The organism is Pseudomonas quercus, assembly GCF_012033695.1.
Lineage (GTDB): Bacteria > Pseudomonadota > Gammaproteobacteria > Pseudomonadales > Pseudomonadaceae > Aquipseudomonas > Aquipseudomonas quercus.
Map to the genome: position 1 here is coordinate 550,800 of NZ_JAAVJI010000002.1, position 15,338 is coordinate 566,137.

General features: G+C 59.9%; 14 protein-coding genes. 6 read left to right on the plus strand and 8 right to left on the minus strand.

What is annotated here, in order from left to right; all coding sequences use genetic code 11:
- Positions 1-3: 3 nt before the first annotated feature.
- From HBH25_RS05790 to rlmF, 4 genes are all read left to right on the plus strand, one after another.
- Positions 4-432, plus strand: a complete 429-nt coding sequence (locus HBH25_RS05790) for a DNA polymerase III subunit chi (protein ID WP_168082403.1) — start codon at positions 4-6, stop codon at positions 430-432.
- A 10-nt stretch (positions 433-442) separates the two neighbouring features.
- Positions 443-832 carry a DNA polymerase III subunit chi gene (locus tag HBH25_RS05795; RefSeq protein ID WP_168082405.1) on the plus strand — a complete coding sequence of 130 codons (390 nt, stop codon included), beginning with the start codon at positions 443-445 and terminating at the stop codon, positions 830-832.
- 99 nt (positions 833-931) lie between these two features.
- Positions 932-3,778 (plus strand): valine--tRNA ligase, encoded by a 2,847-nt coding sequence (locus HBH25_RS05800; protein ID WP_168082407.1) that lies wholly within the window; start codon positions 932-934, stop codon positions 3,776-3,778.
- A 76-nt stretch (positions 3,779-3,854) separates the two neighbouring features.
- Positions 3,855-4,775 (plus strand): 23S rRNA (adenine(1618)-N(6))-methyltransferase RlmF, encoded by a 921-nt coding sequence (rlmF, locus tag HBH25_RS05805; protein ID WP_168082409.1) that lies wholly within the window; start codon positions 3,855-3,857, stop codon positions 4,773-4,775.
- Between the two features lie 53 nt (positions 4,776-4,828).
- Here the strand turns inward: rlmF and HBH25_RS05810 are convergent, their stop codons facing one another.
- Positions 4,829-5,110 carry an HU family DNA-binding protein gene (locus HBH25_RS05810; RefSeq protein WP_168082411.1) on the minus strand — a complete coding sequence of 94 codons (282 nt, stop codon included), beginning with the start codon at positions 5,108-5,110 and terminating at the stop codon, positions 4,829-4,831.
- Between the two features lie 410 nt (positions 5,111-5,520).
- On the opposite strand from HBH25_RS05810, the gene yejK reads away from it, so the two are divergent.
- On the plus strand, positions 5,521-6,528 hold the full coding sequence (gene yejK / locus HBH25_RS05815; protein ID WP_168082413.1) for a nucleoid-associated protein YejK: 1,008 nt from the start codon (positions 5,521-5,523) through the stop codon (positions 6,526-6,528).
- 695 nt (positions 6,529-7,223) lie between these two features.
- Here yejK and HBH25_RS05820 read toward each other — a convergent pair.
- The 7 genes from HBH25_RS05820 to HBH25_RS05850 all read right to left on the minus strand — a co-directional run bounded on the left by HBH25_RS05820 (position 7,224) and on the right by HBH25_RS05850 (position 14,263).
- A complete protein-coding gene (locus tag HBH25_RS05820; RefSeq protein WP_168082415.1) occupies positions 7,224-8,156 on the minus strand; it encodes a glutathione S-transferase family protein in 933 nt (310 codons plus the stop codon).
- Between the two features lie 80 nt (positions 8,157-8,236).
- Positions 8,237-8,524: a GIY-YIG nuclease family protein gene (locus tag HBH25_RS05825; RefSeq protein WP_168082417.1), complete on the minus strand. Its 288-nt coding sequence runs from the start codon at positions 8,522-8,524 to the stop codon at positions 8,237-8,239.
- Positions 8,517-9,740, minus strand: coding sequence for a CynX/NimT family MFS transporter (locus tag HBH25_RS05830; RefSeq protein ID WP_168082419.1), 1,224 nt, complete (start codon positions 9,738-9,740; stop codon positions 8,517-8,519). Before HBH25_RS05830 ends, HBH25_RS05825 begins: the two co-directional genes overlap by 8 nt.
- Before the next feature lie 254 nt (positions 9,741-9,994).
- A complete protein-coding gene (locus tag HBH25_RS05835; RefSeq protein ID WP_168082421.1) occupies positions 9,995-10,759 on the minus strand; it encodes an amino acid ABC transporter ATP-binding protein in 765 nt (254 codons plus the stop codon).
- 15 nt (positions 10,760-10,774) lie between these two features.
- Positions 10,775-11,872: an amino acid ABC transporter permease gene (locus tag HBH25_RS05840; RefSeq protein ID WP_168082423.1), complete on the minus strand. Its 1,098-nt coding sequence runs from the start codon at positions 11,870-11,872 to the stop codon at positions 10,775-10,777.
- 9 nt (positions 11,873-11,881) lie between these two features.
- A complete protein-coding gene (locus tag HBH25_RS05845; RefSeq protein ID WP_168082425.1) occupies positions 11,882-13,072 on the minus strand; it encodes an amino acid ABC transporter permease in 1,191 nt (396 codons plus the stop codon).
- 165 nt (positions 13,073-13,237) lie between these two features.
- A complete protein-coding gene (locus tag HBH25_RS05850) occupies positions 13,238-14,263 on the minus strand; it encodes an amino acid ABC transporter substrate-binding protein (protein WP_168082427.1) in 1,026 nt (341 codons plus the stop codon).
- A 392-nt stretch (positions 14,264-14,655) separates the two neighbouring features.
- On the opposite strand from HBH25_RS05850, the gene HBH25_RS05855 reads away from it, so the two are divergent.
- Complete coding sequence (locus HBH25_RS05855; RefSeq protein WP_168082429.1) at positions 14,656-15,312, plus strand: alpha/beta hydrolase; 657 nt, start codon at positions 14,656-14,658, stop codon at positions 15,310-15,312.
- Positions 15,313-15,338: the final 26 nt, after the last annotated feature.

The following is a 15,338-nucleotide window of genomic DNA, read 5'->3' on the forward strand; positions in this document are numbered from 1 at the left end:
ACCATGACCCAGGTCGATTTCTATATTCTGCCCAGCGCGCTGCCTTCAGCGCGGCTGGACTTCGCCTGCAAATTGGCCGAAAAAGCCTGGCGCCTGGGCCACCAGGTGCATGTGCTGTGTTCAAACGCCGACCAATGCGAGGACATGGACACCCGCCTCTGGGCGTTCAAAGGTGAAAGCTTTGTGCCCCATACCCAGGGGGATGACCTTACGCTGGCACCGGTGACCCTAGGCCTTTCAGAACCTGAAAGTGCGAACGGCGAACTACTGATCAACCTTACCCTGGCGGTACCCGCGTTCGTTGGCCGCTTCAACCGCGTGGCAGAAATTGTCATCTCGGACCCCACCGTACGAGACCAGGCCCGGGAGAATTTCCGCTTCTATCGCGAACAGGGCTATCCTTTGCAGGATCACCGCCTGACGCGCCTTTGAGTCTACTTTGATGGATAAGCCCACCCCCTTGCCCGATTCCAACCAGTTGCTGGATGACCTGGAGTCGATTCGTCGATTGCTGGGCGATGATGCCCTGGAACCACCGGTATTGACCGAAACTGTGGGCGAGCCTACTGAAGAGGTGGTGCCCCTGTTATTTGAAACCACCGGTGAAACGCCACTGGACATCGACCAGCCTCCCCTGCTGGTGGACGTGGCTGAGCTACCCAAGGCCACTCCCGCCCAGAACCGCCAGGACACGTTACTGCACCTGGACGCCGAGTTACGGGAAGCGGCGCGCAAGATCATGCAAGACGTGATCGATGACTTTGCCCCGCATATCGAAACGGAGATCAAACGCCGCCTCGAAGCCCGCATGCAGCGCCTGCTTACGCCTTGACGGCTTCCAGGCCGTTGCTGCCACGCCTACACCCCTGCCGCCCTGTCCGTTATACTGTCCGGCTTTCCGAATCGTTTGCCTAACAGGGCCCTGCCGCGCATGGACAAGACTTACCAGCCGCACGCCATCGAAACGTCCTGGTACCAGACCTGGGAAGCGCAGAACTATTTCGCGCCCCAGGGCTCTGGTGACCCGTACACCATCATGATCCCGCCGCCGAACGTGACCGGCAGCCTGCACATGGGCCATGGCTTCAACAACGCCATCATGGATGCCCTGATCCGCTTCCGCCGCATGCAGGGCCGCAACACGCTATGGCAGCCTGGTACCGACCACGCCGGTATCGCCACCCAGATGTTGGTAGAGCGCCAGCTCGAAGCCAAGGGCCAGAGCCGTCACGACCTGGGCCGCGAGGCCTTCCTGGATAAAATCTGGGAATGGAAGCACGAGTCCGGCGGCAACATCAGCCGCCAGATCCGCCGCCTCGGCTCGTCGGTAGACTGGACCCGCGAGCGCTTCACCATGGATGACGGCCTGTCCGAGGCGGTCAAGGAAGCCTTCGTGCGCCTGCATGAAGACGGCCTGATCTACCGTGGCAAGCGCCTGGTGAACTGGGACACCAAACTGCACACCGCTATTTCCGACCTGGAAGTGGAAAGCCACGACGAGAAAGGCTCCCTCTGGAACCTGCGCTACCCCTTGGCCGACGGCGCTACCACAGCAGAAGGCAACGCCTTCCTCGTAGTCGCCACAACACGCCCCGAAACCATGCTGGGCGACGTGGCCGTAGCCGTTAACCCCAATGACGAGCGCTATCAGGCCCTGATCGGCAAGTTCGTGGACCTGCCCCTGGTAGGCCGCCGCATTCCGATCATCGCAGACGACTACTGCGACCCCGAATTCGGCACTGGCTGCGTGAAAATCACCACCGCCCACGACTTCAACGACTATGAAGTGGGCAAGCGCCACAACCTGCCGCTGCTCAATATCTTCGACAAGCATGCCCGGGTGCTCCCGGCCGTGCAGGCGTTCAACCTGGACGGCTCGGTGAATGAGCACATCGACACTGCCCTGCCCGCGGCCTACGCAGGCCTGGACCGGTTCGAAGCACGCAAGCGCATCGTGGCGGACTTCGACGCGGACGGCCTGCTGGTCGGCATCAACGACCATGCCCTGAAGGTGCCCAAGGGCGACCGCTCCGGCACCGTGATCGAGCCCTGGCTTACGGACCAATGGTACGTGTCCACCAAGCCATTGGCCGAGCCAGCCATCGAAGCAGTGGAAAACGGCAGCATTCAGTTCGTGCCCAAGCAGTACGAGAACATGTATTTCTCATGGATGCGGGACATCCAGGATTGGTGCATCAGCCGTCAATTGTGGTGGGGCCATCGGGTACCGGCTTGGTACGACGAAAGCGGCCAGGTGTATGTAGGCCGTAGCGAAGCCGACGTGCGCGCCAAGCATGGGTTGGGTGCCGAGGTGAAGCTGGAGCAGGACACCGACGTACTGGACACCTGGTTCAGCTCCGGCCTGTGGACGTTCTCCACCTTGGGCTGGCCGGAACAGACCGAGTTCCTGAAAACCTTCCACCCCACGGACGTGCTGGTCACCGGCTTCGACATCATCTTCTTCTGGGTCGCCCGGATGATCATGCTTACGATGCACCTGGTGAAAAACCCCGACGGCACACCACAGGTCCCGTTCAAGACGGTCTACGTGCACGGCCTGGTGCGTGATGGCCAGGGCCAGAAGATGTCCAAGTCCAAGGGCAACGTGCTGGACCCACTGGACATCGTCGACGGCATTACGCTGGATGCGCTGCTGGACAAACGCACCAGTGGCCTGATGCAGCCTAAGCTGGCCGACAAGATCGCCAAGCAGACCCGCGCCGAATTCCCCGAGGGTATCGACAGTTACGGCACTGACGCCCTGCGCTTCACGTTCTGCTCCCTGGCATCCACGGGCCGCGACATCAAGTTCGACATGGGCCGTGTGGAAGGCTACCGCAACTTCTGCAACAAGATCTGGAACGCAGCCCGCTACGTGCTGGACAAAGGCGAGGACTGCGGCCAGAACGGCGAAGCCTTCGAACTGTCACTGGCCGACCGCTGGATCATCTCGCAGCTGCAGCGTACCGAAGCCGAAGTGACCCGCCAGCTGGACCAGTTCCGTTTCGACCTGGCCGCCCAGGCCCTGTACGAGTTCATCTGGAACCAGTACTGCGACTGGTACCTGGAACTGTCCAAACCCGTGCTTTGGGACGACACGGCGCCAGTCGAACGTCAGCGCGGCACGCGCCGCACGCTGGTGCGGGTACTGGAAGTGGCGTTGCGCCTGGCGCACCCGTTCATGCCGTTCATTACCGAAGAGATCTGGCAGCGCCTGGCGCCGCTGGCGGGTATCGAAGGCAAGACCATCATGCTGCAGCCCTGGCCTGTGGCCAACGACAGCCGCATTGATGAAGCCGCCGAGCGGGACATCGAGTGGGTCAAGGAGCTGATGCTGGGTGTGCGCAACATCCGTGGCGAAATGAACATCGGCCCCGGCAAGCCATTGCACCTGTACCTGAAGAACGCGAGCGAAGACGACCGGCGCCGCCTTGAGGAAAACCAGCACCTGCTGCGCAAGCTGGCCAAGATCGAAGCCTTTACGGTATTGGCCGCTTCCGACGAAGCCCCGCTGAGCGCCACTGCGCTGGTGGGCGAACTGGAAGTGCTCGTGCCCATGGCCGGCTTGATCGACAAGGACGCTGAGTTGGCCCGCCTGAACAAGGAAATCGGCCGCCTGCAAGGGGAAGTGGACCGTGTGGGCGGCAAGCTGTCCAATGCGGCCTTCGTAGACAAAGCGCCCCCTGCCGTGATCGACAAGGAACGCGCCAAGCTCGCCGAAGCCGAGCAAGCCCTGGCCAAACTGGCCGAACAGCACGCCCGTATCAGCGCGCTTTAACGCCACCCTCGCGGCTGGCCGTTGCTCCAGGTTCCGGAGTGGCGCCAGCCGCGTTCCTTTTTCTGTGGCCCTATTGATGAAACCGACCTTGCACCCCCGTAACCGCCACCAAGGCCGTTACGACTTTCCCAAGTTGATCCAGGGTACCCCTGAACTCGGCGATTACGTCATTCTCAACCCCTATGGCAAGGAAAGCATCGACTTTGCCAACCCAGCGGCTGTACGCGTGTTCAACCGTGCTTTGCTCAAGGCGTTGTACGGGATCAAGTTCTGGGACATTCCCGAGGGCTACCTGTGCCCGCCTGTGCCAGGCCGTGGGGACTACGTTCACGGCGTAGCCGATCTGCTCGCCGAAGACCACGGTGGTACACCTCCCACAGGTGCCCAGGTGCGTGTGCTGGACATCGGCACCGGCGCCAATTGCATCTACCCATTGCTAGGCCACCTGGATTACCGCTGGCGCTTCGCAGGGTCCGACATTGACCCGGTGGCCGTGGCATCCGCCCAGACTATTGCCAAGGCCAACGGGCTGGGCAAAGCGATCGAGGTGCGCCTGCAAACACAGCCAAGGCACGTACTGGAAGGCATTGTGCAACCTGGCGAGCGCTTTACGGCAACCTTGTGCAACCCGCCTTTCCATGCGTCCGCGCAGGAAGCGATCGCTGGCAGCCAACGAAAATGGCGCAACCTGGGCAAGGCCGACCCCGCTCGGCAGCTGCCTGTGCTCAATTTTGGCGGGCAACAAACCGAGCTGTGGTGCGAGGGCGGGGAGTTGAGCTTTGTAAGCCGCCTGATTGACGAGAGCACGGCGAAGGGGCCCTACATCGGCTGGTTTACCTGCCTAGTGTCCAAAGTGGGCAACCTGCCCCCTTTACAGGCGCGTATTGCCCGCGCAGGTGCCTTGGAAACACGGGTAGTTGCCATGGGCCAAGGCCAGAAGCAAAGCCGTTTCCTGGCCTGGACCTTTCAAACGCGGGAACAGCGCACGGGCGCCTGAACGCTGGCCAAAAAAAACCGCACCCTGAGGTGCGGTTTTTCATAACGCTCAACTTACTTGTTGATAGCGTCGGTCAGTACCTTGGCAGGCACGAACTTTACAACTTTCTTTGCAGCGATTTCGATAGCAGCACCGGTGGACGGGTTACGACCGGTACGTGCAGGACGCTCGGAAACCTTCAGCTTGCCAATACCTGGCAGGGTGATTTCGCTGCCGTTTTCCAGCTGGTCGGCAACGATCTGGCCCAGTTGCTCCAGCGCGTTCTTGGCCATGGCCTTCGGCGCGTCTACAGCTTCGGCGATGTCAGCGATCAGTTGGTCTTTGGTAAGTGCCATGTAGTGTTCCTTCCCTTTCAAATTCGTTTGGGTTGCCAGAGCATTGTCACCCGTCAAAACCGGCCCCCGCAGGGCCCGGCCTCTGGATACAGCCTCGCCAATCGGCAATGTAGATGCCCGCAGCGGTGTTTGGTTCGCGCTGAAGGAAGGCCGATAAAGCGGGCTAACGCCGGGGCCAGCGGGCCAGCCGTTGGCGTACCAGCGCAAGAGCCGGCAAAACTAGCACAGAGCCAGATAAATATCCGCCACCCCAGCAGTAAATATTCGTCTTTATTAAGGTTTTGGCTAAAAAACAGCCAAAAAAAGGGCAGGCTGCGGTCGGTTGTCGCGGTTGGCTCACCACGATACAGCCGTTCTGCCGCCCAGCAGTTACGGTACACTTGCTGCTTTCCGTAATTCCCGAGGCGCCCATGCCGATCCGTCATTGCATTGTTCACCTGATCGACAAGAAGCCCGACGGCACCCCCGCCGTGCTCCATGCCCGCGACCGCGAGCTGGAGCCTTCCCAGGCGCTGGACGACATGCTGGCCGACCTGAATGAAAGCTATAACGCCAAGCAAGGCAAGGCATGGGGACTTTTTCATCCTGAGTCCGGCGCCTACCCCTTCAGCGGCTGGCTCAAGGCTTACCTTGAGCAAGAGCAGGATTTCACGGCCTTCAGCCGCGTCGCCGTCGAGCACCTGCAAAAGCTGATGGAGGAGTCCAACCTGTCGGCAGGGGGCCATGTGCTGTTCGCTCACTACAACCAGGGCATGACGGACTATCTGGCCATTGCGCTACTGCACCATAGCGATGGGGTGGCGGTGACCGCTGAGCTGGACGTTACGCCCTCTCGCCACCTGGACTTGGGCCAGCTACACCTGGCGGCACGGGTGAACCTGTCCGAGTGGCAGAACAACAAGCAGTCCAAGCAGTACATCTCGTTCATAAAGGGCAAGAACGGAAAGAAAGTTTCAGAGTACTTCCGTGATTTCATCGGCTGCCAGGAAGGCGTAGACGGCCCCGGTGAAACCCGCACGCTGCTCAAAGCCTTTAGTGACTACGTTGAAAGTGAAGACCTGCCCGAAGAAGCCGCTCGCGAGAAGACCAAGACACTGGTGGACTATGCCACCAGCCAGAGCCGCAATGGGGAGCCTGTGGAACTGGAAGAATTGTCTGGCCTGATCGATGAAGACCGGCCACGGGCGTTCTATGAACACATTCGCAACAAAGACTACGGCCTGTCGCCGGAAATCCCGGCCGATAAACGCACCCTCAACCAATTCCGCCGCTTCACAGGCCGCGCCGAGGGCCTGTCCATCAGCTTTGAAGCCCACTTGCTGGGCTCCAAGGTCGAGTATGACGAAGCAGCGGGTACGCTGATTATCAAGGGGCTGCCGACGCAGCTGACGGACCAGTTGAAGCGTAGGAAGGATTGAGTTGGGGACGGGACCCACACTCCCCTTTTGCCATCCATAAAAAAACCGCCGTAGGAGGGCGGTTTTTTGTGGAGCGCGGCATCATTCGTTCGTTTAACGATGAAGCCTAGGCTTCGAAAAGCCCCATCAACAGCGCAAGTCTAAGCAGATGGAGCAGGCAGGACAAGCCCCTTGATAATTCAACATGTTAAGTACGTGCAACATTGCCCAGAGTATGTCACTGGCGTTGCAACGTAATACTTCCTCTTACAAATCCTTCCCCTACAGCCCCCTATTGACGGTTACCATGCACGCGCTCAGCCAGTGATAAGGCATCGAGCGGTAGGTTGAACCGCACGGGATCTGGCCCTTTCGGCCCAGGGCGTAGGAACCCGGATCGGACTTGCGAAAGGTCCATCAACCAGCCGCCTCGAAAAGCCCTATCAACAATGGACTCAAGCGTATCAGCTCCGATCAGTACGTTAGAGGTCAGGCCTTCCTTGGAGGCTTGAAGACATGAAACGCTTTTTTGCAAAAGTGTGGACTGTACTGAGCGCCCTTGCCAGTTGCTATCGGCTATACCGTTGGTTTGACTGGTTTAGGGATCACCACGAAGAGTAATTTTCAACGGTGAGCCCACCCCGGAAAGCCGGGGTGGGTTTTATTCAATGAGCCTTGACCTGGCTCAAACACGCAAAACGAAAGCGTGTGATGCTTCACACCGCCTTGATCGCAAACCCCATCCGAGGGAAATGCACCTGCACCGTGCCAGCACGGTCATCTTCACGGCGCACCACGATCTCTTCGTGGTCGGTGTAGACCAACTCACCCGCTACCCCGTCCACCCCATAATCGGTGGCCGAAACGACTACCTGATCACCCGCCTTGAAACCGCTGGGGTCCACGAAATCGATTTCCGGGAAGCCGGCCGGCGTAGCGGCCTTGGCTTTCTCCAAGGCTTCACCGCTGCTCAACTCCGTAGGTGTACCCTGGCCAAACGCCTGTACCCGCTTGAACCATGCCATTACGTTGGGGTAGCCCTCGATCAACGGCGAGGTCACCGGCGTGGCCAGCAGGAACCAGCAGATGTGCGCCAAGGAAAAATCGGCATGGCTAGGCACCCCGAACAGGAACTCCCCACCGGCGCTCAGCTGCTGTTCAACGCGGCCCATGATGACCGGCCACTGATGGCGGGCAATCTCGATCGGTAAACGGCTGGCCGCCCCGCCACTGAACAGCTTGGCACGGTCGGCCAGGAAGGCGTTGCGTTGCTCTTCGGTGAAGCGGGAAAAGCGCACCGCTGCCGACTCAGGCTGGAATACAAAGCTTACGGCATGCTGGAACACTACCGAGTCCACCCAGCCAGCGAAGGCCGCCACCACCGCTTCTTTACCGGCAGGGAATAGCGCGGGGGTGGGCTGTACCTTGTCCAACTGGCGGGCAATCAGGGCGGTATCGCAGTACACATCAGCCCCAATCTGCAGCACGGGAGTTTTGCGGTAGCCACCGGTCAGGGGCATGAGGTCTGGCTTGGGCATCATCGGCGGGATATTGACCGAGTGCCACGCCAAGCCTTTGAAGCCCAGCATCAGGCGAGCCTTCTCAGCGAAGGGCGAGGTAGGGTAGTGATGCAGGATCAGTGCGGTCATTGCAGCATCCAGGCGGGTGAGAGTATGCCCAGCTTAGCGGCGTCTGAAGGCCAAGCCTACCCATACCCGCCGATCCTTTGTTATTCACACCCGCTATGGTCGTTTTGCCAAGCCAGGGCCATGGCTTCCTTCACTTTTTTGGGCAGCCGTTTGATGGCGCGCTCGGTTCGCAAAGCCTCACCCTTCTCCAGGCAGGCCTGGATGTACACCAGCGCCACAGCCGGGCTGGAGCGGAAGAACCGCGCGCCCTTTCCACTCTGGTGGGCTGCAAAGCGACGGTGCGGGTCGTTACTGATGCCACAGTAAAGCGAACCGTTGGCCGCTCGCACCAGGTACACCGACCAAGGCGTTGCTGGGAGGTCAGTCATTGATACGTTCGCTGCGCACGTTCACCAGGCGCGAACGCCCAGCACCCATGCCAGCCACTGTGGCGCCAATGCCGATTACGGCAAATACCCAGCCCATGGCCGACCAGCCACCGGTCAGGTCATGCACGATACCTACGGCCAGCGGCCCCATGGACGCCAACGTATAGCCGAACCCCTGTGCCATACCCGAAAGGCCAGCCGCCGCATGTGCATCGGGTGAACGCAATACGATCAGCGTCAGTGCCACAGCGAATACACCGCCCTGCCCTAGCCCCAGTACAACGGCCCAACCCCACAGGCCACTCACTGGGGCGTACAGGCAGCCGAACAGGCCTACCAGGGTAAGCCCCATTACCACCAGGATGGCCATTCGCTGGTCATGGCTACGTGTGGCCAGCCATGGCGCACTGAGCGAACTGGCCAACTGCACAATAATAGAGCCTGATGTCACCAGCCCGGCGTCTTCAGCAGACAGCCCGCGATCGATCAGAATCGAGGGGAGCCAGCCGAACACAATATAGGCCAACGAGGACTGCAGCCCCATGAACAGCGTCACTTGCCAGGCCAACGGGTCGCGCAACAGGCCATGCACCTTGTAGATCGCCCGGCGAGCGTGGTGGCCCGTACGGGTTTGCGGCCACCAGGCCAGCGCAGCGATCAGGGCAGGCACCAGCCAGAACCCCAGCCCCCAGCGCCAGCTGTCATCGAACACCTGGCTGAGCGGCACGCTGGTGCCTGCTGCCGTCGCCGCGCCCAGGCACAGGGCCATGGTGTAGACGCCCGTCATCAGGCCGGCATGGGCAGGAAAGTCTCGCTTGACGATACCCGGCAGCAATACCCCAATGATGCCGATACTGGCCCCCGCCACCACACTCCCTGCAAACAGCCCCACAGCACCGAATTGAGTGCGCAGGAGAATACCCGCGGCCAGCAGCAGCAAAATACCTCCGATGGTACGCTCCGCGCCAAAACGTCGAGACAGCAGCGGTGCCAGCGGGGCGAACAGCCCCAGGCACAAGACGGGCAGTGTCGTGAGCAGCCCGGCCATGGCCGCACTTATTCCCACAGCTTCGGACACCTGATGCAGCAAAGGCGAAAGGCTGGACAACGCCGGCCGCAGGTTCAAGGCAACCAGGACCAGTGCACCGATCAGAACGACAGATTTCCACCGGGAGGTGAAGGCGACAGCATCAGGTGAAGCGTGGTCGGGAGGCATGCAAGGCTCGGCTGGATTTATTCGGAAACAAATTAGCCGAGCACTCTACGCCTGTGATCGGAGGAGGATCAACTGAAGTGAAGCGGGTGCACTGCAGCCGTCAGGCTGGTGCTGCGCGGTGACGTTGAAAGCGGGGGCAAGCCTGGCGCCTACAGAAGCATCATTGGGCATGAGGCTAATGCGCTGTAGGCGCAAGGCTATGCTTGCGCAATCAGATTGAAAGCGCGCCGGCATGCCCGGCGCCTACAGGCACCTCAGTGAATGATCTGGCTCAGGAACAGACGGGTACGGTCGCTCTGCGGCCGATCGAAGAAGTCGTCCGGTGCTGCCTGCTCTACGATCTCGCCCTTGTCCATAAAGATCACGCGGTTGGCCACAGTTCGTGCGAAGCCCATTTCGTGGGTCACGCACAGCATGGTCATGCCGTCTTCGGCCAGGCCGATCATGGTATCCAGTACTTCCTTTACCATTTCCGGGTCCAGCGCCGAGGTGGGCTCGTCGAACAACATGATCTTGGGCTTCATGCACAGTGCACGTGCAATGGCCACACGCTGTTGCTGGCCCCCGGAGAGCTGCCCAGGGAACTTGTTCGCCTGCTCTGGAATGCGTACGCGTTCCAGGTAATGCATGGCAATTTCCTCGGCTTGGCGCTTGGGCATCTTGCGTACCCACATAGGCGCCAAAGTACAGTTCTGCAAAATGGTCAGGTGCGGGAACAGGTTGAAATGCTGGAATACCATGCCCACTTCGCGGCGGATGGTTTCGATCTGCTTCAGGTCGTTGGTCAGTTCCACGCCGTCCACCACAATGCTGCCCTGCTGGTGTTCTTCCAACCGGTTGATGCAGCGGATAGTGGTGGACTTGCCTGAACCGGACGGCCCGCACAGCACGATACGCTCGCCTTGGCGCACGTTCAGGTTGATGTCCTTGAGCACGTGGAACTGGCCGTACCACTTGTTCACACCGGTCATGCGAATAATGCCTTCAGCGCCGGCGGGTTGCTTGATGGGGTTGTTCATATTCTCTCCTGACGCTTAGCGCTTATGACCGGTGTCCAGCTTATGCTCCAGATGAATGGAGTAGCGGGACATGCCGAAACAGAAAATCCAGAACACCAGGGCCGCGAATACGTAGCCCTCGGTCGCCATGCCGAGCCATTTGGGATCGGCGGCAGCCTGCTTGACGCTGTTGAGCAGGTCGAACAGGCCAATGATGATCACCAGGCTGGTGTCCTTGAACAGTGCGATAAAGGTGTTCACCAGGCCTGGGATAACCAGTTTGAGCGCTTGTGGCAGTACCACCAGGCCCATACTGCGCCAGTAGCCCAGCCCCATGGCGGAAGCCGCTTCATACTGGCCTTTGGGAATGGCCTGCATGCCGCCCCGCACCACCTCGGCCACATAGGCCGACTGGAACAGGATCACGCCGATCAAGGCCCGCAGCAGTTTGTCGAAGTTCATGCCTTCAGGCAGGAACAGCGGCAGCATCACCGAGGACATGAACAGCACAGTGATCAGAGGTACACCGCGCCAGAACTCGATGAAGGTCACGCACACTACCTTCACGGCGGGCATCTTGGACCGGCGGCCCAGTGCAAGCACGATGCCCAGTGGCAGCGCACCGGCAATCCCTACCGTGGCAATCACCAGGGTGAGCATCAGCCCGCCCCACTGGCTGGTGGGCACAGTGGCCATTCCGAACACACCACCGTGCAGCAGGCACCAGGCGATGATGGGATAAAGCACGATGAAGGCAATGCCGTACTTCACCTTCTTCGGCATCTTGGGAATGAAGAGCGGGGCTGCCCCGATAACGGCCAGCCATACGGTGAGGTCAACGCGCCAGCGGAGGTCGCTGGGGTAATAGCCGTACATGAACTGGCCGATGCGCTGCTCGATGAACACCCAGCAGGCGCCTGCCTTGGTGCAATCCTCGCGTACGGTACCGACCCAGTTGGCATCGAAAATCGCCCAGCTCAGCAAGGGCGGTACGATTATCCAGATAAGGTACAGTGCCAACAGGGTAAGCACGGTATTGAACCAGCCCGAGAACAGGTTGGCGCGCATCCAGGCCACAGCGCCCACGGCCCTTACGGGTGGCGGCTGGTCTGGCTTGAAGACATGAGTAGTCATGGTGGTTTCCTATCGCTCGATCAGCGCGATGCGCTTGTTGTACCAGTTCATCAGCAGCGAGATGCTGATGCTGATCGCCAGGTACACGCTCATGGTGATGGCGATGACCTCGATGGCCTGACCGGTCTGGTTGAGCACAGTACCGGCAAACAACGAGACCATTTCCGGGTAGCCGATACCCGCGGCAAGGGAGGAGTTCTTGGCCAGGTTCAGGAACTGGCTGGTCAGGGGCGGAATGATCACCCGCAGCGCCTGGGGGATTATCACCTTGCGCAGGGTAGGCCCGTTGCGCAACCCCAGTGAGCGGGCAGCCTCGGTCTGGCCATGGCTGACCGATTTGATACCCGAACGCACGATCTCAGCGATAAAGGCAGCGGTGTACACCGTCAACGCCAGCGTGAGCGCCAGCAGCTCGGGAATCATCACCCAGCCACCCACGAAGTTGAAGCCGCGCAGGGCAGGCACTTCCCAGTGAACGGGTGAGCCGAACACCAAAGCACAGAGCGCTGGAATGACGACCAGCAGCGCAAGGCCTGTCCAGAATTTATGGAAAGGCACGCCCGTGGCTTCAAACCGGCGGTTGGCCCACCGCACCATGGCCCATACCGCAACCAATGCAATGACCACGCTGACCACGAATGGCCAGAAACCTTCGGCAATATTGGCGCCTGGCATGTTCAGGCCGCGGTTGCTGATAAAGAAACGGTCGGCAATGTTGATGCTGCCACGGGGGCCGGGCAACGTCAGGAATACGGCGAAGTACCAGAACAGGATCTGCAGCAACGGCGGAATGTTCCGGAAAATCTCGATATAAACCGTGGCCAGCTTGTTGATCATCCAGTTGTTGGACAGCCTGGCTACACCCACGATGAACCCCAGCAGCGTGGCCAATACGATACCGATGAAGGTCACCAGCAAGGTATTGAGCAGGCCTATAAGGAACACACGGGCGTAGGAATCGGACTCGGTGTAGGGGATCAAGTGCTGTGCAATACCGAAGCCTGCACTGCGCTCCAGGAAGCCAAACCCTGAAGTAATGCCACGGTGCTGCAGGTTGGTCTGGGTATTGTCGAAAAGGAACCAGCCGAGCGAAACCACTGCCACGATGGTGATGATCTGGAATACCCACGCGCGTACACGCGGGTCGGTCAGGGAAAACCGCCCGGATTTAGCACTGGGTGCGCCGATGTTTTTTTGCATGAAATGCCCCGGAATAAAACGGAGGATACAGCCGTTCGGGTTGATCGAAGCGTCCTGGAAATGCCAAAGCAGGCACCGGTGCGAATGAATCGCGCACTGCGCCTGCCCTGGTGTCCTGCCTTGCTCCTGCTGCGCCAGCGGCTTTCACGGCTGGCGCAAGGGGGATCAACGTACCGGTGGTGCGTACATGATGCCGCCGTGGGTCCACAGGGCATTCATGCCACGGTCGATCTCCAGCGAGCCTTTGCCCAGGTTCTTCTCGAACACTTCACCGTAGTTACCCACTTGCTTGACGATCTGCACGACCCAATCCTTGGGCAGGCCCAAGTCTTTGCCGTACTCGCCGTCAGCGCCCAGCAGGCGAGCTACGTCCGGGTTCTTAGTGGATTTGGCCTGCTCTTCGACGTTAGCCGAAGTAACGCCGGCTTCTTCGGCGTTGAGCATTGCGAACAGGCTCCACTTGACCACGTTCAGCCATTCGTCGTCACCCTTGCGAACCACAGGGCCCAGGGGTTCCTTGGAAATGGTTTCAGGCAGCACGATGAAGTCAGCCTTGGAGGCCAGCTTGGAGCGTTGTGCGTAAAGCTGCGACTTGTCCGAGGTCAGTACGTCGCAACGGCCGCTTTCCAGGGACTTGGCCGATTCGTCAGAGGTGTCGAACGTGATCGGGGTGTACTTCAGGCCATTGGCGCGGAAGTAGTCGGACACGTTCAGTTCAGTGGTGGTACCGGCCTGGATGCAGATGGTCGCGCCATCCAGTTCCTTGGCACTTTTCACACCGAGCTTGTTGTTCACCAGGAAGCCAACGCCATCGTAATAGGTCACGCCCGCGAAGATCATGCCCATGCCCGCGTCACGGGAACTGGTCCAGGTGGTGTTGCGCGACAAAACGTCGATTTCGCCGGATTGCAGCGCAGTGAAGCGCTCCTTGGCGTTCAACTGGCTGAACTTGACCTTGGTAGCGTCGCCGAATACCGCCGCTGCCACAGCGCGGCAAACGTCCGCATCGATACCCTTGATCACGCCCTTGCTGTCTGGCACGGAGAAACCTGGAAGGCCGTCGCTCACACCGCACTGCACGAAGCCTTTCTTCTTCACGCCGTCCAGGGTAGCCCCTGCCTGAGCAAACCCTGCCGCACCGAACAGTGCGGCGGTTGTCAGTACTGCCAGGGTGGATTTCAACTTCATCATTCAAACCTCCAATGGGCTCTTGTTGTGTCGAGCGTGTGTTACCTGCACCTTTGTGAGGCGACCTCGACCAGTGCCGGCTTCGTTTTGGGTCGAGCGGTGTCATGTGCACATGTATCAAAACAAACGCGCTGATCTGCGACAGACGCCCCTGTTGCCTAGCCTACGGCTCAACATCGGGGCCCTCCCCGCCTACCGCAGGTGTTACCGGTAACGGGCGCGTTCCATTTGCCCTATAGGTTTAGCAAAGCGCGTACCATACCGCCACGCTCAAGCGTTTCCGTGGGCGTCAATATAGAAACTTTCAACCACGCGACGTTTTGTTAGCAAATTGCCACCTACTGCCCCTAATAGACGCACCGTATCGAACCTCATCGCACCAAGAAGGAGCACTTATGACCGACCCTCTGATCCTGGAACCCACCCAGCCTGCAGACGCATGTGTAATCTGGTTGCACGGGCTAGGCGCAGACCGTTTTGACTTTCAGCCGGTTGCACAGATGCTGCAGCACATGCTGCCAAGTACGCGCTTTATCCTGCCCCAGGCGCCTACCCAAGCCGTGACCATTAACGGCGGGTACCTGATGCCTAGCTGGTATGACATCAAGGCCATGAGCCCGGCGCGTGCTATTGACCGTAGCCAACTGGACGCGTCAGCCGCCGTGGTACACGGGCTGATGGATGCCCAGAACGCACAAGGCATCGGGGACGAACGCATTGTGCTGGCCGGGTTTTCTCAGGGTGGGGCCGTGGTGCTTCATGCGGCGTTCATCGAGCAGTCACGCCCACTGGCCGGTGTTATGGCCTTGTCCACCTACGCACCAAGCTTTGGTGATGTGCTGCCGTTGACCACCGTTCAGCAGGCTATACCCGTACTGAACCTGCACGGCACCCGCGATGGGGTAGTGATCCCTCCCATGGGCCGCGCCGCCCACGACCAGCTCAAGGACGCGGGTGTAGCAGCCACCTGGAAAGACTATCCCATGGAGCATGCGGTGGTAGAGGAGGAAATAAAGGACATTGCCGCCTGGCTCATGGAGCGCCTTGCCTAACGCAGGCCAAGCGCGGCACTACGCCG